The organism is Klebsiella sp. 2-CIP_Kleb. (genome assembly GCF_050378715.1).
In the GTDB taxonomy this organism is placed as follows: domain Bacteria; phylum Pseudomonadota; class Gammaproteobacteria; order Enterobacterales; family Enterobacteriaceae; genus Klebsiella; species Klebsiella quasipneumoniae.
The window spans coordinates 272,608-289,231 of sequence record NZ_JBNRLG010000004.1 but is presented as its reverse complement, the minus strand read 5'-3'; the positions used below and the strand labels follow the sequence as shown (position 1 = coordinate 289,231).

Below are 16,624 nucleotides of genomic sequence, written 5' to 3'. Positions count from 1 at the left end.
AAAAGGGGGCTCGAAGACCCCCTTTCTGTTCATCCTGCGCTTACGCCAGCTGGCGAAGCATCCGGCGCAGCGGCTCGGCGGCGCCCCACAGCAGCTGGTCGCCAACGGTAAAGGCCGACAGGTATTCCGGTCCCATATTCAGTTTACGCAGGCGTCCGACCGGGGTGGTCAGGGTGCCAGTCACCGCGGCTGGGGTCAGCTCGCGCATGGTAATGTCGCGATCGTTCGGTACCACTTTGGCCCACGGGTTGTGCGCGGCCAGTAGCTCCTCAACGGTCGGGATAGAGACATCTTTTTTCAGCTTGATGGTGAACGCCTGGCTGTGGCAGCGCAGCGCGCCAACGCGGACGCACAGGCCGTCTACAGGGATAACGGACGAGGTGGCGAGGATCTTGTTGGTCTCCGCCTGGCCTTTCCACTCTTCGCGGCTCTGGCCGTTATCCAGTTGTTTGTCGATCCACGGGATCAGGCTGCCCGCCAGCGGAACGCCGAAGTTATCCACCGGCAGCTCGCCGCTGCGGGTCAGCGACGTCACTTTGCGCTCGATTTCCAGAATGGCGGAAGCCGGGTCCGCCAGCTCTGTCGCGACGTGGTTGTGCAGCTGGCCCATCTGGCTCAGCAGTTCGCGCATATGACGCGCGCCGCCGCCGGAAGCCGCCTGGTATGTCGCCACGCTGACCCACTCCACCAGATCCTGGGCAAACAGGCCGCCGAGGGACATCAGCATCAGGCTGACGGTACAGTTGCCGCCGACAAAGGTTTTTACGCCGTTGTTCAGGCCGGCGGTGATCACGTCCTGGTTAACCGGGTCGAGGATAATGATCGCATCGTCCTTCATGCGCAGCGAAGAGGCCGCGTCAATCCAGTAACCCTGCCAGCCGCTTTCGCGCAGCTTCGGGTAAATCTCGTTGGTGTAATCGCCGCCCTGGCACGTGACAATAATGTCCAGTGCCTTCAGCGCGTCCAGATCGAACGCATCCTGAAGCGTGCCACCGGTGCTACCGCCGAATGACGGCGCTGGCTGTCCCAGCTGGGAGGTAGAGAAGAACACCGGGCGAATGGCGTCGAAATCGCGCTCTTCAACCATGCGTTGCATGAGAACAGAGCCGACCATTCCGCGCCAGCCGATAAAACCAACATTTTTCATAACGTATTCCTGCGAGGTGTGTGCTGTTTGTGCCTGACCAGTTTCCAACTGGATTATCCCTCACCTTACAAAATGCAGCTAAAGTCGCAAGTGAAATTAATCAATGATTGCTGAACAATCAGAAAAGCAACTTATCCTGCGCATTGTCCACCGTCGCTGGTAGTCGTCAAAATCGCAATGATTATCGGGGAAATCACCCAGGGAATGGAACATTTTCCGTTGCGATTTTATTGATCCTGATTATGGATTAAGCACGAAATCGGCTGATTTTCCCCTTGCCAAAAAGAAGCAACAAACCCAGGTGCAGCAAGGCTTGCTGAAGGATACGAGCATCGTCGTAGCGCTAATAAGGGCGAGGAGCCGGAAGAGAAAAGAGGGAAAAAGCGCGGCTTATTGCCGGGAAGCCAGGGTAAACGGCGTTACCCTGGCTTTTGGTCTCCCGCGAGCGGGTGACGAACAGACTTAGCTCAGCAGCTGGAAGGCAATCATGCCGACAATCGCCCCGGTGGTGCCGAGGATGGTTTCCATCATCGTCCAGGTTTTCAGCGTCTGGGCTTCGGTGGCGCCGGTAAATTTACCGAACAACCAGAAGCCGGCGTCGTTCACGTGGCTCACCACAATCGAGCCGCCGGCGATACAGATAGATAATGCCGCCATCTGCGCGCCGCTGTAGTTCAGCTGCTCAATCACCGGCATCACCAGGCCGACAGCCGTCAGGCACGCCACGGTGGCAGATCCCTGGATGATACGCACCGCCGCCGCCAGCACGAAGCAGGTAATGGCGATCGGCAGCCCCATGCCGGTCAGCGCTTCACCAAGCGCCGGGCCGACGCCGGAGTCAACCAGCACCTGCTTGAAGACGCCGCCAGCCCCGATCACCAGCAGGATAATTCCCGCCGGCTGCAGCGCATGGCCGCAGATCTCCATTACCCGGTCTTTCGCCATCCCCTGACGTACCGCCAGGCCGTAGATCGCCACCAGGCAGGCCACCAGGATCGCGGTGAACGGGTGACCGATAAATTCGAACCATTCGTAAGCGGTAGACCCCACCGGTACAAAGCGCGCGGCGATGGTTTTCAGGCCTACCAGCACCAGCGGTAGCAGGATCAGCGACAGGCTGAAGCCGAAGGAGGGCATTTTGCCTTCGCCGAGATGCGGCTCGGTCACGTCGTCAGGAATATGCAGCTCAACGTAGCGGCTGATGAAGTTGCCCCACAGCGGCCCGGCGATAATCATCCCCGGAATTGCCGCGCACAGGCCAATCAGGATCATCCAGCCAAAGTCGGCGTGCATTTGCGACGCCAGCAGCATCGGCGCCGGTCCCGGCAGCAGGAACGCTGCGGCGGCGGCCACCCCGGCAAACAGCGGGATCACCAGCTTCACGAGGTTAGTGCCGGTATGGCGCGCCATCGAGAAGGCGACGCTGATCAGTAGTACGATCGCCACTTCGAAAAACAGCGGCAGCGCGCAGATGAGGCCGGCGAGACCAATCGCATAGTGCGCGCGATTGTGGCCGAAGGATTTGAGCATCTTGACGGCAATCTGATCGACCGCCCCCGTTTCATGCAGGATCTTACCGAACATCGCGCCCAGCGCGACGACGATCGCCAGGAAGCCCAGCGTACCGCCCATCCCCTTCTCCATCGTCGCCGCGATTTTATCCAGCGGCATGCCGGAGAAGAGACCTGCACCAATAGAAACCACCATCAAAGCCACGAAGGCGTGCATCCGCGCCTTCATGACTAAAAACAGCAGCAGCAATACCGAGCCGACAGCTGTTAAAACAAGCGTTAAAGTACTCACTAGTGACTGCCTTTGTTGATCACCTCAATGGTGCTGGCCACCACGCCTTCCAGCGGCTGGTCGATATCGACGATAAGCACATCGCTCTCGTCGGCGCCTGGTTCCTGCAGCGTTTCAAACTGCGTCACCAACATTTGGGTTTTGAAGAAGTGCCCTTTACGCGCCTTCAGACGGTTTTCGATCACCTCGAAGTCGCCTTTCAGGTAGATGAAGGAGAGGTTCGGGTTGCCCTTGCGCAGAATGTCGCGATAGCTCTTCTTCAGCGCCGAGCAGACGATCAGCGACACCTTATTGGTACGCTGCATGGCAAACGCGGCGTCATTTAACGCCTGCAGCCACGGGGTACGGTCGTCATCGTTGAGCGGCTCACCGGAAGCCATCTTGGTGATATTGCTGCGCGGATGCAGAAAGTCGCCGTCGAGAAACGCGGCATGCAGCTGATGCGCCACTTCGCTGGCGACAGCGGATTTTCCGCTGCCGGAAACGCCCATCAGAACGTAGACGTGGTGATCATGATTAGTCGTGCTCAAAGCATCCTCCCACCGGACAGGTACGCCGCGCCGTGGCTGAGACTCATTGAGCGCGAAGGCGGCGTATCGGTTAATTGTTACGGGTAACTGTTATCGGTAACATTGTCATGCCGGACCTGTGGAGAAGCAATATCCATTCGTGCCAGATGTGAATATGTGTGATCTACTTCAAACTTGTCAGTTTAAATTGATCCGCCCGGTGACAATGTGAAACCTAAATCTAACATCTTAGGGGTAATCGCTTCGCCACGAATGCGCGCCAGCAGACGTTCGGCGCCGATGCGCCCCATCCGCTCACGCGGAGTCAGGACGCTGGCCAGCCGCGGCTCCATCACCTGGCCGATATCGTGGCCGTGGAAACCGGCAATTGCCATATCATCGGGGATCTTCAGCCCCAGGCGCTGGCACTCAAAGGCCGCGCCGACCGCGAGGTCATCGTTGGTGCAAAAGATGCCGTCAAGCTGCGGGTATTCGCGACGCGCCTGGCGCATCAGCTCAATCCCGGATGAATAGGACGAGGACTGCTCCACCATCACGCTGTAGGGCGTCATACCGGCGTCGAGCATCGCCTGCTCGTACCCCTTCTGTTTGATGATAGTACGTTCATCAAGACGCGCCCCCAGATAGGCGACGTGGCGGTGGCCGCGGGCGATGATCGCCGCGGTCATCTGCCGGGCAGCTTCAAAGTTATCAAACCCGACCGCAATATCGAGGCATGGCGACCGGCTGTCCATCAGCTCCACCACCGGAATGCCGGCGACTTCAATCATCTTCAGGGTGCGGGGCGTATGGGTGCGTTCGGTGAGGATCAGGCCGTCAATGTTCCAGGAGAGCATTGATTCGAGGCGTTTCTCTTCCATTTCCGGCTTGTAGCCGTAGTGCGCCAGCATGGTTTGATAGCCGAAGGCGTCGGTGACGCTTTCAATACCGCGCAGCACTTCCGAGAACACCTGGTTGGTTAACGATGGCAGCAGCACGCCAATCGCGCGGCTGGTGGCGTTGGAGAGAATGTCAGGGGCGCGATTGGGAATATAACCCAGTTCATCGAGGGCAACGGCAATCTTGCCACGCAGCGCTTCGGAGACCTGCTCCGGGTTGCGTAAATAGCGACTGACCGTCATTTTGGTCACGCCGACAAGATCGGCTACATCCTGAAGTACGGGTCTTTTCTTTTTCATCGTCCTGACTGTGATCAACGGGGAAACATTTTCTCAGTTTATCACGGACAAAGCGCAACCTTCCCTCATGTTAGGGAAGGTTGCGCAATTTATTTATACCCATCATAGTTCAAGTTGCATGCGCGTTGGCTTTCCTCGCTCACCCCAGTCACTTACTTATGTAAGCTCCTGGGGATTCGCTGCGTCGCCGCCTTCCTGCAACTCGCATTATTTTGGGTATAGACTACCTCAGATAACTATCAAACCGGCGGCAGATCGAACAGCAGGATTTCGCTATCGCTGTCGGCATGAACCGAAATCGCCTGCTCATCCCAGATGGCCAGACCATCGCTGGTGGTAGCTTTGGTACCGTTGATGGTCACTTCGCCTTTGACGACCTGGATCCAGACGCGGCGTTCCGCAGCAATCTGGTGAACCGACTGCTCATCTTTCAGCAGCGCCCAGCGATACAGTTCCATATCCTGGTACACCTTCAGCGAGCCATCTCGCGCATCCGGCGACAGCACCAGCTGTTTGCCCTGGGCGGCGTCGAAGCGGCGCTGCTCGTAGCGCGGGGTAATGCCGGTTTCTTCCGGAATAATCCAGATCTGGTACAGACGCAGACGATCGGTTTTGCTCGGATTGTACTCAGAGTGACGCACCCCGGTACCCGCGCTCATGATCTGAAACTCGCCCGCCGGCACCTGCTCTTTGTTGCCCATGCTGTCCTGGTGCTCCACCGCCCCTTCCAGCACATAGGTCAGGATCTCCATGTCTTTGTGCGGGTGGGTACCGAAGCCCTGACCGGCGTCGATGACGTCATCGTTAATCACCCGCAGGGCGGAGAAGCCCATAAAGTTCGGGTCGTAATAGTTGGCGAAAGAGAAAGTATGCCAGGAATCCAGCCAGCCATGGTTAGCATGGCCACGTTCGTTCGCTTTGCGTAAGTAGATCATGTTGCACCCCCATATGTTTTCGATGGAGTCAGTGTGGACCCATTTCGCCAACGATCATAGAGGGTGAAAATTGACTCCTCTGTTCAAAAAATATGAACAAGCGCAGAGGAGCCGATTGGGCTTATTTCACCAGGGTAATAGTGGCCGGTGATGGCTGCTCAAAGCCGCGCTGCAGGATCTCCATATTGGTAAGAACGTCAGATTCCTTGACGTAATTTGGCTGGCCGTTGACGAGGGTATCGTACAGCGCGTCGTATACCCGGCCATAGTCGCCGCTCTCCAGCGGGACCGCTTCGCGCACCGTCTCCCCCGCGTCGTTGACATACACCAGCTCGCCGACGCTGTCATCCGCGCCAAAGCCCGGCTCGCCCGGCATGATATTGGCTTTCAGGCTGGTTTCCTGCTGGTCGATACCATATTTCACAAACGAGCCTTTATGGCCGTGGACGATGAATTTCGGGTAGTCGATCTGCACCAGATGGCTGGTCTTAACGATAGCCTTCAGATCGCCGTAGAACAGCTGGGCCTCAAAGGTATCGTCCGGGTTAGCTTTGTTGCGCAGCGAGCGCAGATCGTAAGCAACATGGTCCGGGCGGCCGAACAGCGAAATAATCTGGTCCAGGGTATGTACGCCAAGGCCATAGAACTCGCCGTTTTGCGGACCGCCAGGGTTGGTCTCCGCCAGCGGGCGGTAGTTGTCAAAATGGCTTTCGATCTCCACCAGTTCGCCAAGCTTGCCGCTCTCAATCACCTTCTTGGTGGTCAGGAAGCAGGAATCGAAGCGGCGGTTCTGGTAGGGCGTCACCGTCAGGCCTTTGCTGTTCGCCAGCGCAAACAGGGTTTTGGCTTCCTCCAGCGTCGGGGTGAACGGCTTTTCCACCAGCACATTTTTCCCCGCCTCCAGCGCCTTTTTCGCATATTCAAAATGGCTGTCGGCATGGGTGCAGACCACCACCAGCCTGACCTGCGGGTCGTTTAATACTTCATCGAGATCGCTGGTGAAATGGATGTGGGAATACTGCGGCGCCTGCTCTTCGGGCTTCGCCCGACGGCGGTAGATGTGCGCCACCTGCCAGCGGTCCTGGCGGTGTAATACGTAAGGAAGATGGTAGCGGGTGGTGCTTTTGCCGAAGCCAATAAATGCGCAGTGCAGAGTCATAACGCTGTCCTTAGTGAATGAACTACCTTCAACCATAGCGCAAGCCGGGACATGACTTCATCCTCTCAGTCCGTTTTCCGTGAAGATTCGTCAAAAAAATAGGTAGTGCACTACTTATACGTAATTATTAATAACTACTTGATTAATAAGTGATTAAATCACCACTTTCCGGCTAAACCTCTTGATCTCAATGGCGAAACTGCGGATAAGTGGAGGGCAAACCAGGACGTTGCTGATGACTAACGGAGTAGCCAGCCGCTGCTAATGGACAAACAGTATCTCGCCTTAAACGGCGCCCTTTTTTTCTGGCTTCTCGCGCTGATCGCCTGGTCTGTCAATGCGATCGTGCCGGCGCGCCTGGCGGCCGCCTGCGCGCTGGTCGCCTTCCTCCTCCATAGCCAACGGAACAAGATTAACGCGATGTTTATCAAGAAAAATAAAACGGAACCCCAGACTTCAGAAGTGGTCACGCCTCCGGCAAATAACCCAGAATCCCCAACGGTCGCCAGTAAAAAACAAGAGATCACGGTCATCGCCAGCGGGGTGCATTTCGTCGGCAATATTGTCGCCAGCGGCCATGTCTACATTCACGGCCAGCTTACCGGCAACATTGAGGCTAAAGAACATCTGATTAAGGTGATGCGTGAAGGCCAGGTGGAGGGCAACATCAGCTGCCGGGAGCTGATTATTGACGGCAAGGTGCAGGGCCAGTGTCGCGGCGACAGTATCACCATTGAGGAGCATGGCAATTTGGATGGCACCCTCACCTATCGCTCGCTGGCGATTAAAAAGGGGGGCCTGTTCACCGGCAGCGCCGAGGTGCTGGCCGCGGCGGAAAGCAAAAGTCATCTCATCGGCCTGGTTGCGGAAGACGGCGTGACGTCCGCCAGGCCGCAAAGCGCCTGAGATTGCAGCAAAAAAAAAGCCAGCACCCGGCTGGCTAAAGTAATACTGGAAGCAATGTGAGCAATGTCGTGCTTTCAGGCTTTCCGCAGGGGTCTTCCTGAATGCAGGACAATAATAATCATTCTCATTCGCACTTGTCTATCTTTTTTTGCAAAAAACAACATTGACTCCCCGGCTGCCGTCAGAGATGGTGAAGGGGAATCAACCACCAAAAAGAGGATAGGGGAATGAGTGACATAGTGATACGCCATGCCGAACCGCGCGATGCTGAACCTTTACGTATGCTGATGGCGCACCCGGAGGTCTATCATGACACGCTACAGATCCCTTACCCCGCCATGGAAGCCTGGCAGGAGAAGCTACAGCCCAAACCCCATACCTTCCACCTGGTAGCGACGCTGGACGATCGGGTTACCGGGCATCTGTCGCTCCATGTCGAGCCGCGCCCTCGTCGCAGCCACGTTGCGACCTTTGGTATGGCGGTTTCAGCAGGCCATCAGGGCCGCGGTATCGGCAGCGCCCTGATGCGCGAGATGATCGACCTGTGCGATAACTGGCTGCGCGTTGACCGCATCGAGTTGACGGTGTTCGCCGATAACGAGCCAGCGATTGCGGTGTACAAAAAACACGGATTTGAGATCGAAGGCACCGGCAAGCGTTACGCGCTGCGCAACGGTGTGTATGTGGATGCGTATTATATGGCGAGAATGAAGTAGCTTATTGCCGGGTGGCGGCTTCGCCTTACCCGGCCTACTTTCGTGCCGTGGTTGGCCCGGTAAGCGCAACAGCGCCACCGGGCAACATATCAATACCCCGCCGTTAAATCATCCGGCGAACGCGGATCGGAGGCACCATACAGCATCCCGTCCGGCCCCACCATAATGCTCTGGGTACTGCCCATCGCCTCTTTCAGCGCCACTTTCTGCCCCTTCGCCTCCAGCAGCTTCAGGGTATCCGGGCTAAAGCCTTTCTCCACCCGGAGCTCATCCGGCAGCCATTGATGGTGAAAACGCGGGGCGTTGGTGGCTTCTGCGACGTTCATCCCGAAATCGATGGTATTGACCACTATCTGCAGTACGGTGGTGATGATCCGGCTGCCCCCGGGACTGCCCGTCACCAGCCAGGTTTTGCCGTCTTTCACCACAATGGTCGGCGACATCGACGACAGCGGGCGTTTTTTCGGCTCCACCGCATTGGCGTCGCCGCCCACCAGGCCATAGACGTTAGGCACGCCGGGCTTCGCCGAGAAATCATCCATCTGGTTATTCAGCAGAATGCCGGAGTCGCCGGCCACAATGCCGGTACCGAAGGTGGTATTCAGCGTATAGGTCACCGCCACCGCATTGCCCTCTTTATCCACCACCGAGAAATGGGTGGTCTGGTTGCTTTCATAGGGCGCCAGTTTGCCCGGGCGGATCTGGCTGGAAGGCTTCGCCTTATTGACGTCGATCTCAGCGGCGATCGCTTTGGCGTAGGCTTTGCTGGTCAGCGCCTGCCACGGCACTTTGACGAAGTCAGGATCGCCGAGATATTCAGAGCGGTCGGCATAGGCGTGTTTCTCCGCCTCCGCCATCACCTGCATGGTGTCGGCGCTGCCAAAGCCATATTTCTGCAGATCGAAGTTTTCGAGGATATTGAGGATCTGCACGATGTGGATCCCCCCGGAAGACGGCGGCGGCATGGAATAAACCTCATACCCGCGATATTCACCGCTAATCGGCGTGCGCTCCACCGCTTTATAGTTAGCGAGGTCAGCTTTGGTGATAAGCCCGCCGTGCTTTTTCATCTCCTCAGCAATCTGGTCGGCGATAGCGCCTTTATAGAAGGCATCCGGACCGTGCTCGGCAATCAGCTCGAGGCTTTTCCCCAGATTCTTCTGTATCAGCCGGTCGCCCTTCTTTAGCGGCTCGCCGTTCTTCCAGAAGATCGCTTTGCTGTTTTCGTGCTGCGGGATCACTTCGCTGCCGTAGGTCTTCAGATCGTCCGCCAACGCATCGTTAACGATAAAGCCCTCTTCCGCCAACTTAATCGCCGGGCGGATCACTTTGTTCAGCGGCATGGTGCCGTATTTTTCCAGGGCAAGAGAGAAACCGGCGACGCTGCCTGGCGTGCCGGAGGCGAGATGCGAGGTGAGCGATTTTTTACTGTCCGGGTTACCCTGATCGTCAAGGAACATGTCGCGCGTAGCCTGCTCCGGCGCCATTTCGCGGAAATCGATGGCCGTGGTCTTGCCGTCTTTCGTACGCAGCAGCATAAAACCGCCGCCGCCGATATTCCCGGCCTGCGGATGGGTGACCGCCAGCGCGTAGCCGACCGCCACCGCCGCATCGACGGCGTTGCCGCCCTGGCGCAGAATGTCCACACCGACGCGGGTGGCCAGGGCATCCACCGAGGCCACCATCCCCTGTCGGGCGCGAACCGGGTGGAACACATCCTCCTCTACGCCATAAGAGACCGGCGGCGGCGGTGGCGGACTGGCGGCAACGGTAAAACTCCCGCCCGCCAGCAACGCAGCGATGACCACCTGACGCCAGATTGTTGTTTTTATCATTGTCTTACTCCTGATAGGTAGGTTTCATTCCCCGCTTAAGCCTGGTTGATAACTCCTAAAAAATCATTGTTATGGCGGATTCGAGGTACACTTAAGTGATCCCACGCACGGGAGGAGAAAACCATGAAAGCGATGTTATTTCTGGCGGCGCTGATGCCGCTCGGCGTTTTAGCCCAGCCAATCAATATTGATAACAACCCCAATCAGCCGGGTTACGTGGTCCCCAGCCAGCAGCGCATGCAAAATGAGATGAAGGTGCAGCAACAGCAGCAGCAGAGCATGCTGAAGCAGAATCTGAACAATCAGACTCGCTCCCAGCAGCAGCATCTGCAAAACCAGCTGCAGACCAATCAGCAGCGTGCCGCACAGGGCGGGAATATCAATCCGCCGCAGCAGGTGCTGCCGAACAATAATGGAGGGATGCTGCGGCAGACCAACCCGTAAAGGCCAGCCGCCGCGCAGTGGATATTAAGGCTGGAAATCCGGCCCGATGACGTCAATGGCATCGGTGCAGATGCAGTCTACGCCCCAGCGCAGCAGCTCGGCGGCGCGCTGGGGTTTGTTAACGGTATACACCAGGATATGCAGGCCGGCCTGTTTCAGGCTTGCCACCCGCCCGGCGTCCAGCAGCTTGTGGTTGAGGTGAATGGACACGCAGCCCAGCCGGGTGGTCAACTCCCGCCAGTCATCGCGCCACTCATCCAGCAGCAGCCCGCGCGGCAGCTCGGGAGCGGCTTCCTGCGCCGCCTCCAGGGCATCGATTTCAAACGACGACAGCAGCGGCGCGGTCATTCCCGCCCACAGCTCCCGTGCCGCCAGGGCCACCACGTTGCCGGTCTGCGGCCCAAGGCCAGTGGTCGGTTTAATTTCGATATTCGCCATCATGCCGTGACGGCGGCAGCGCTCCGCCACCTGGGAGAGCAGCGGCAGCGGCTCGCCCTTAAATTCACGGCTGAACCAGCTGCCAGCATCGACCTTCAGCAGATCGTCCCATGGCAGCTCCCCCGCCACGCCCCAGCCGTTGCTGGTGCGTTCGAGATTATCGTCATGCAGCAGAAAGATCTGCCCGTCCTTTGACAGCTTGGCGTCAAATTCAATCATCGTATGCCCGTAGCGGGCGCCAACATCGATAGCCGCCAGGGTGTTCTCCGGCGCCAGTTTACCGCCGCCGCGATGGGCGACGATACGGGGATAAGGCCAGTTACTCATGCGCGTTGTCCTGTTTCACCATCAAAGAGGTGCAGATGTTCCAAAGGCAGATGCAGCCATAGCGTGCTGCCTGCCGCCGGACGCTGCTGGTGCGGCAGTCTGACCACCAGCTTCTGTTCGCCCCAGCGCCCGTGGGCGAGGTTATCGGCACCTAAAATTTCCAGGGTGTCCATCAGCAGCGGAATGCCGCCTTGCGCCTGCGAGCTTAAGATAAAATGCTCCGGGCGGATACCGAGCGTCATTTTACGCCCGGCGTGGCGCCGATGCTCATGATTCGTCGGCAGCTGCATGCCGCCCGCCAGCTCAAAGCGACCGCCGTCATCGCTGATGCGCCCTTCCAGCAGGTTCATGGCCGGGCTGCCGATAAAGCTCGCCACAAAGCGGCTGGCCGGCTTCTCATATACTTCGACCGGGGTGCCGATCTGCTCGGCAACGCCTTTGTTCATCACCATCACCCGCTGGGCGAGGGTCATCGCCTCCACCTGGTCATGGGTAACGTACAACGAGGTGGTTTTCAGGCGGCGATGCAGCTGCTGCAGCTCAAGACGCATCTGCACGCGCAGCTTGGCGTCGAGGTTTGACAACGGTTCGTCGAAGAGGAATACCGCAGGGTCGCGCACGATGGCGCGGCCCATCGCCACGCGCTGGCGCTGGCCGCCGGAGAGCTCGCGCGGGCGGCGCTTGAGCAGGCCGTCCAGCTCAAGAATACGCGCCGCCTCCTGCACCCGCTCGGCGATCAATCCCTTACCCATGCCGCGGATCTTCAGCCCCCACGCCATGTTCTCTTCCACGCTCATATGCGGATAAAGGGCATAGTTCTGGAACACCATGGCGATGCCGCGATCCTTCGGCTCCATCTCGGTCACCCGCTTGCGGTCGATCCAGATATCGCCGCTGGTCACCCGCTCCAGTCCGGCGACCATCCGCAGCAGCGTAGATTTCCCGCAGCCCGACGGGCCGACCATAACGATAAATTCCCCGTCCGCCACGTCCAGCGTCAGCGGTTGAATCACCTGGGTTTTGCCATCCCAGCTTTTGCTTACTGCCTGTAGTTTTAAACCAGCCATTTTATTTCTCACTATCGACCAGGCCACGCACAAACGCGCGCTGCATGGCTAAAACGATGACAACCGGCGGGATCAGGGTCAGCAGCATCGCCGCCATCACCTGATTCCACTGGGTAGTGCCTTCGCCGGTGGCGATCATGCCTTTGATGCCGGCGACGGCGGTGCCAAGATTCACATCCTGAATAATCAGCAACGGCCACAGATACTGGTTCCAGCCGTAGATAAAGGTGATGACGAACAGCGCCGCGAGGTTGGTTTTCGACAGCGGCAGCACGATGTCGCGAAAAAAGCGCATCGGCGAAGCGCCATCGATACGCGCCGCTTCAATCAGCTCGTCCGGCAGGGTCATAAAGAACTGGCGGAACAGGAAGGTGGCGGTGGCCGAGGCCATTAGCGGCAGCGTAAGCCCGGCGTAGCTGTCGAGCATGTTGAGATTGGCGATCACTTCCACCGTCGGGAAAATACGCACCTCGACCGGCAGCATGAGGGTGATAAAGATCAGCCAGAAGAACAGGTTACGCAGCGGAAAGCGGAACCAGACGATGGCGAACGCCGAAAGCATCGACACCACGATTTTGCCCACCGTAATGGCGAACGCCATGATGAAGCTGTTGAGCATCATCAGCCAGAACGGCGCGCTGTTGACGCCGACGCCGTTCACCCAGATGGTCTTCATGTTCTCCAGCAGATGTCCGCCGGGGATCAGCGTCATCGGCGTTTCGAACACCGATTGGTTATCCAGCGTCGCCGCCACGAAGGCAACATATAGCGGGAATAAAATGACGGCGATGCCCAAAATCAGCATGGTGTGGCTGAAAATCGTCAGCCCGCGACGGTTCTCAATCATTGGTAACGCACCTTACTTTCAACGTAACGGAACTGCACCACCGTCAGGATAATGACGAGGAACATCAGCACCACCGACTGCGCGGCGGAAGCGGAAAGATCGAGCCCGGCGAAACCTTCGCGATAGATTTTGTAAATCAGGGTGGTGGTCGCCTGCACCGGCCCGCCGGCGGTGGCAGCATCGATCACCGGGAAGGTGTCGAAGAAGGCGTAAACCAGGTTGACCACCAGCAGGAAGAAACTTACCGGCGCAATCAGCGGCAGCGCCAGCTTGAAGAAGCGGCGGATTGGTCCGGCGCCGTCGATGGCGGCGGCCTCAACCAGCGAACGCGGGATCGACTGCAGCGCGGCGAAGAAAAACAGGAAGTTGTAGCTTATCTGCTTCCATACCGAGGCAAAGACCACCAGGAACATCGCCTGGCCGCTGTTTTGCGCGTGGTTCCAGTCGTAGCCCAGCTCGCCAAGGAAGTGAGTGATCAGCCCGCGCCCGGGGTTAAAGAGGAAGATCCACAATACCGCCGCCACGGCGGGGGCCACGGCGTACGGCAGTAGCATCAGGGTCTGATAGAAGCGGCTGCCGCGCACCACGTAGTCGACCAGCGCGGCGAAAAACAGCGAGATGAGCAGGCCGCTGACGGTCACCAGGGCGCTGAATTTTATGGTGGTCCAAAATGAGTCCAGATAGTACGGATCGTGGAACAGCGCAACGAAGTTATCCAGGCCGACGAACTGGCTGGAGAGGCCAAAGGGGTCGACGCTCTGTAGCGAATACCACAGCGCTTCGCCCGCGGGCCAGATAAAGAAAATCAGCGTGATAATCAGCTGCGGCGCGACCAGCACGTAGGGCAGCCAGCGCGAGCGGAATACCGGACGGGATGATGACATGGAGATTGGGTTCCTGAACAATGCCGGGTGGCGGCTACGCCTTACCCGGCCTACATAGGGCACATCGTAGGCCCGGTAAGCGCAGCGCCACCGGGCAAGTTACAGATTACGATTTGGTCGCTTGTTCGAAGCGGCGCAGCAGCTGATTCCCACGCTGAACGGCGGAATCCAGCGCCTGTTGCGGGGTTTTCTTGCCGGTCCACACGCTCTCCAGCTCTTCATCGACGATGGTGCGGATTTGCGGCATATTGCCCAGGCGCAGGCCTTTGGTGAACGGCAACGGCGGCTTGTTCAGCATCTGGCGGGTGGCGATATCGGCGCCCGGGTTCTTATCATAGAAGCCCTGCTGGCGGGTCAGATCGTAGGCCGCGGTGGTGATCGGCAGATAGCCGGTTTTCTGGTGCCACTCGGCGGCGTTTTCCGGTTTGGTCAGGAAGTCGAGGAACTTCGCCACGCCGGTGTAGGTCTCTTTGTCTTTGCCCTGCATCACCCACAGGCTGGCCCCGCCAATGATAGCGTTCTGCGGCGCGCCTTTCACATCGGCATCGTAAGGCATCATGCCGACGCCGTAGTTAAATTTGGCGTACTGGCGGATATCGGCCAGCGAGCCGGACGAGGCAGTGGTAATGGCACAATCGCCGTTATAGAACTTTTCAGTGGACTCGTCTTTACGCCCGAAGTAGCTGAAATCGCCCTTCTTGTTCATCTCTTCGAGCAGCGCGATATGCTTCACCTGCTCCGGCTTATTGAACTCAAGAACCGCGTCGGTGCCGTCAAAGCCATTATTTTTCGTCGCCACCGGCAGACCATGCCAGGCGCTGAAGTTCTCGATCTGGATCCAGCCCTGCCAGCCGCTGGCGTAGCCGCACTTCATCCCGGCAGCTTTCAGCTTCGCGGTGTAGGCCGCCAGATCCTGCCAGGTCTTCGGCGGCTGCTCTGGATCTAAACCGGCTTTTTTGAAGGCGTCTTTATTGTAGTACAGCACCGGGGTGGAGCTGTTAAACGGCTGGGAGAGCAGATGGCCGGTTTTCGAATCGGTGTAATACCCGGCGACCGTCGGCACAAACTGCGATTCATCAAACTTGATGCCCGCCTCGCTAAACACCTGGTAGACCGGCTTAATGGCTTTCGACGCCATCATGGTGGCGGTGCCCACTTCATACACCTGCAGGATCGCCGGCGCGTTGCCGGTACGGAAGGCGGCGATACCGGCGCTCAGGCTCTGTTCATAGTTGCCCTTGTATACCGGAACGATTTTGTAATCAGGATTGGCCGCGTTAAAGCGTTGCGCCAGAGAATCCACTTCTTTACCCAGTTCGCCTTCCATTGAGTGCCAGAACGGGATGGTGGTAACCGCCAGGGCCTGACCGGCAAAAGCCAGGCTCAGCGCCAGTCCTAAAGCTGTATGTCGTAACGATATCATCGGTTATCTCTCTTGTTGTGCCGGATGCGCGATTTCACGCGTTTTATGCTCGCGGGGTAACATGACATGTTCGAATTACAGAAAAATAACTTTTTTATTACAAAAAAAAGATAGTAACGGGTCAGAGAGATGACAAGCCGATGAAAGGACGGGGGAAGTAAAGTGGGAGCTGAGACACGGATAATAGTTGTGCGATCGGCTCCCGGGGTCGGCGCAAGCGCCTCGCCCGGGCTACAAACCGGCGAACTGAACGACGCCGGGTTGCGATGAATTAACCGCCGAGATAGGCGCTACGCACCGCCTCGTTGGCCAGCAGCGCGTCGCCGGTATCCTCCAGCACCACGTGACCGTTCTCCAGCACGTAGCCGCGGTCGGCCAGCTTCAGCGCCTGGTTGGCGTTCTGCTCGACGAGGAAGATAGTCATCCCCTGCTCGCGCAGTTGCTCAATAGTATCGAAGATCTGCTGAATAATGATCGGCGCCAGCCCTAATGACGGTTCATCCAGCAGCAGCAGACGCGGCTGGCTCATCAGAGCGCGACCGATCGCCAGCATCTGCTGTTCGCCGCCGGACATGGTGCCGGCGCGCTGGATACGGCGCTCGTGCAGACGCGGAAACAACTCATACACCCATTTGATGCGGGTCTGGAACTGATCGCGGTCGGCAAAAAAACCGCCCATCGCCAGGTTCTCTTCCACCGTCATACGCGAAAAGACGCGCCGCCCTTCCGGGACGATCGCCACCGCCTCACGCATGATCTTCGCCGTCTGCCAGTCGGTAATATCCTTACCGTCAAAGACAATGCGCCCGCTGGAGGCGCGCGGATCGCCGCACAGCGTGCCGAGCAGGGTGGTTTTCCCCGCGCCGTTGGCGCCGATAAGCGTCACAATCTCGCCCTGTTTGATATGCAGGCTGACGTTGTGCAGCGCCTGAATCTTGCCGTAGTGGGCGCTGACGTTGTCAAAAGTTAACATCGCGTTTTCCAT

16 protein-coding genes and 1 pseudogene are annotated in these 16,624 nt (G+C 58.1%); 4 read left to right on the top strand and 13 right to left on the bottom strand.

Going from position 1 to position 16,624, the window contains the following annotated elements; all coding sequences use genetic code 11:
- Positions 1 to 40 precede the first annotated feature (40 nt).
- Positions 41 to 1,147, bottom strand: a complete 1,107-nt coding sequence (gene asd, locus ACQUTP_RS16480) for an aspartate-semialdehyde dehydrogenase (protein ID WP_017899971.1) — start codon at positions 1,145 to 1,147, stop codon at positions 41 to 43.
- A 103-nt stretch (positions 1,148 to 1,250) separates the two neighbouring features.
- On the opposite strand from asd, the pseudogene ACQUTP_RS16475 reads away from it, so the two are divergent.
- Positions 1,251 to 1,613, top strand: a pseudogene (locus ACQUTP_RS16475) (hypothetical protein).
- Here ACQUTP_RS16475 and gntU read toward each other — a convergent pair.
- The 5 genes from gntU to ACQUTP_RS16450 form a co-directional block, all read right to left on the bottom strand.
- Entirely contained in the window at positions 1,610 to 2,950 is a 1,341-nt protein-coding gene (gntU, locus tag ACQUTP_RS16470) for a gluconate transporter (RefSeq protein WP_004202127.1), read from the bottom strand. The pseudogene ACQUTP_RS16475 and the gene gntU overlap by 4 nt on opposite strands.
- On the bottom strand, positions 2,950 to 3,480 hold the full coding sequence (gntK, locus tag ACQUTP_RS16465) for a gluconokinase (RefSeq protein ID WP_004202126.1): 531 nt from the start codon (positions 3,478 to 3,480) through the stop codon (positions 2,950 to 2,952). Before gntK ends, gntU begins: the two co-directional genes overlap by 1 nt.
- A gap of 182 nt (positions 3,481 to 3,662) precedes the next feature.
- Positions 3,663 to 4,658 carry a gluconate operon transcriptional repressor GntR gene (gene gntR, locus ACQUTP_RS16460; protein WP_002920777.1) on the bottom strand — a complete coding sequence of 332 codons (996 nt, stop codon included), beginning with the start codon at positions 4,656 to 4,658 and terminating at the stop codon, positions 3,663 to 3,665.
- Positions 4,659 to 4,897: 239 nt separating this feature from the next.
- Positions 4,898 to 5,593 (bottom strand): pirin family protein, encoded by a 696-nt coding sequence (locus ACQUTP_RS16455; protein WP_002920779.1) that lies wholly within the window; start codon positions 5,591 to 5,593, stop codon positions 4,898 to 4,900.
- Between the two features lie 121 nt (positions 5,594 to 5,714).
- Positions 5,715 to 6,752: an oxidoreductase gene (locus ACQUTP_RS16450; RefSeq protein WP_049004487.1), complete on the bottom strand. Its 1,038-nt coding sequence runs from the start codon at positions 6,750 to 6,752 to the stop codon at positions 5,715 to 5,717.
- A gap of 264 nt (positions 6,753 to 7,016) precedes the next feature.
- Between ACQUTP_RS16450 and ACQUTP_RS16445 the strand changes: the two genes are divergently transcribed.
- Both ACQUTP_RS16445 and yhhY read left to right on the top strand, forming a co-directional pair.
- Positions 7,017 to 7,658, top strand: a complete 642-nt coding sequence (locus ACQUTP_RS16445; protein WP_285756274.1) for a bactofilin family protein — start codon at positions 7,017 to 7,019, stop codon at positions 7,656 to 7,658.
- Between the two features lie 239 nt (positions 7,659 to 7,897).
- Complete coding sequence (gene yhhY / locus ACQUTP_RS16440; RefSeq protein ID WP_163620266.1) at positions 7,898 to 8,374, top strand: N-acetyltransferase; 477 nt, start codon at positions 7,898 to 7,900, stop codon at positions 8,372 to 8,374.
- 89 nt (positions 8,375 to 8,463) lie between these two features.
- On the opposite strand, the gene ggt is transcribed toward yhhY, so the two are convergent.
- The gene (ggt, locus tag ACQUTP_RS16435) at positions 8,464 to 10,209 is read right to left on the bottom strand and encodes a gamma-glutamyltransferase (protein ID WP_135712311.1); all 1,746 of its coding nucleotides are present in this window, start codon (positions 10,207 to 10,209) and stop codon (positions 8,464 to 8,466) included.
- Between the two features lie 123 nt (positions 10,210 to 10,332).
- Between ggt and ACQUTP_RS16430 the strand changes: the two genes are divergently transcribed.
- Positions 10,333 to 10,653, top strand: coding sequence for a DUF2756 family protein (locus ACQUTP_RS16430; protein ID WP_004202118.1), 321 nt, complete (start codon positions 10,333 to 10,335; stop codon positions 10,651 to 10,653).
- Positions 10,654 to 10,677: 24 nt separating this feature from the next.
- Here the strand turns inward: ACQUTP_RS16430 and ugpQ are convergent, their stop codons facing one another.
- The 6 genes from ugpQ to livF form a co-directional block, all read right to left on the bottom strand.
- Entirely contained in the window at positions 10,678 to 11,418 is a 741-nt protein-coding gene (gene ugpQ, locus ACQUTP_RS16425) for a glycerophosphodiester phosphodiesterase (RefSeq protein ID WP_004202117.1), read from the bottom strand.
- Positions 11,415 to 12,485 carry a sn-glycerol-3-phosphate import ATP-binding protein UgpC gene (locus ACQUTP_RS16420; protein WP_004150074.1) on the bottom strand — a complete coding sequence of 357 codons (1,071 nt, stop codon included), beginning with the start codon at positions 12,483 to 12,485 and terminating at the stop codon, positions 11,415 to 11,417. The genes ugpQ and ACQUTP_RS16420 overlap by 4 nt, the downstream gene beginning before the upstream one ends.
- 1 nt (position 12,486) lies before the next feature.
- Positions 12,487 to 13,332 (bottom strand): sn-glycerol-3-phosphate ABC transporter permease UgpE, encoded by an 846-nt coding sequence (ugpE, locus tag ACQUTP_RS16415; RefSeq protein WP_004202115.1) that lies wholly within the window; start codon positions 13,330 to 13,332, stop codon positions 12,487 to 12,489.
- The gene (ugpA, locus tag ACQUTP_RS16410; RefSeq protein WP_002920792.1) at positions 13,329 to 14,216 is read right to left on the bottom strand and encodes a sn-glycerol-3-phosphate ABC transporter permease UgpA; all 888 of its coding nucleotides are present in this window, start codon (positions 14,214 to 14,216) and stop codon (positions 13,329 to 13,331) included. The genes ugpE and ugpA overlap by 4 nt, the downstream gene beginning before the upstream one ends.
- A gap of 106 nt (positions 14,217 to 14,322) precedes the next feature.
- Positions 14,323 to 15,639, bottom strand: a complete 1,317-nt coding sequence (ugpB, locus tag ACQUTP_RS16405; protein ID WP_004174008.1) for a sn-glycerol-3-phosphate ABC transporter substrate-binding protein UgpB — start codon at positions 15,637 to 15,639, stop codon at positions 14,323 to 14,325.
- A 271-nt stretch (positions 15,640 to 15,910) separates the two neighbouring features.
- A complete protein-coding gene (livF, locus tag ACQUTP_RS16400) occupies positions 15,911 to 16,624 on the bottom strand; it encodes a high-affinity branched-chain amino acid ABC transporter ATP-binding protein LivF (RefSeq protein ID WP_004145133.1) in 714 nt (237 codons plus the stop codon).

Bases quoted from the DNA above. Each gene is read 5' to 3' on its own strand.
- asd (WP_017899971.1), bottom strand. From the start codon at position 1,147: ATGAAAAATGTTGGTTTTATCGGCTGGCGCGGAATGGTCGGCTCTGTT.
- gntR (WP_002920777.1), bottom strand. From the start codon at position 4,658: ATGAAAAAGAAAAGACCCGTACTTCAGGATGTAGCCGATCTTGTCGGC.
- ACQUTP_RS16455 (WP_002920779.1), bottom strand. From the start codon at position 5,593: ATGATCTACTTACGCAAAGCGAACGAACGTGGCCATGCTAACCATGGC.
- ACQUTP_RS16450 (WP_049004487.1), bottom strand. From the start codon at position 6,752: ATGACTCTGCACTGCGCATTTATTGGCTTCGGCAAAAGCACCACCCGC.
- ACQUTP_RS16445 (WP_285756274.1), top strand. From the start codon at position 7,017: ATGGACAAACAGTATCTCGCCTTAAACGGCGCCCTTTTTTTCTGGCTT.
- ggt (WP_135712311.1), bottom strand. From the start codon at position 10,209: ATGATAAAAACAACAATCTGGCGTCAGGTGGTCATCGCTGCGTTGCTG.
- ACQUTP_RS16430 (WP_004202118.1), top strand. From the start codon at position 10,333: ATGAAAGCGATGTTATTTCTGGCGGCGCTGATGCCGCTCGGCGTTTTA.
- ugpQ (WP_004202117.1), bottom strand. From the start codon at position 11,418: ATGAGTAACTGGCCTTATCCCCGTATCGTCGCCCATCGCGGCGGCGGT.
- ACQUTP_RS16420 (WP_004150074.1), bottom strand. From the start codon at position 12,485: ATGGCTGGTTTAAAACTACAGGCAGTAAGCAAAAGCTGGGATGGCAAA.
- ugpE (WP_004202115.1), bottom strand. From the start codon at position 13,332: ATGATTGAGAACCGTCGCGGGCTGACGATTTTCAGCCACACCATGCTG.
- ugpA (WP_002920792.1), bottom strand. From the start codon at position 14,216: ATGTCATCATCCCGTCCGGTATTCCGCTCGCGCTGGCTGCCCTACGTG.
- ugpB (WP_004174008.1), bottom strand. From the start codon at position 15,639: ATGATATCGTTACGACATACAGCTTTAGGACTGGCGCTGAGCCTGGCT.
- livF (WP_004145133.1), bottom strand. From the start codon at position 16,624: ATGGAAAACGCGATGTTAACTTTTGACAACGTCAGCGCCCACTACGGC.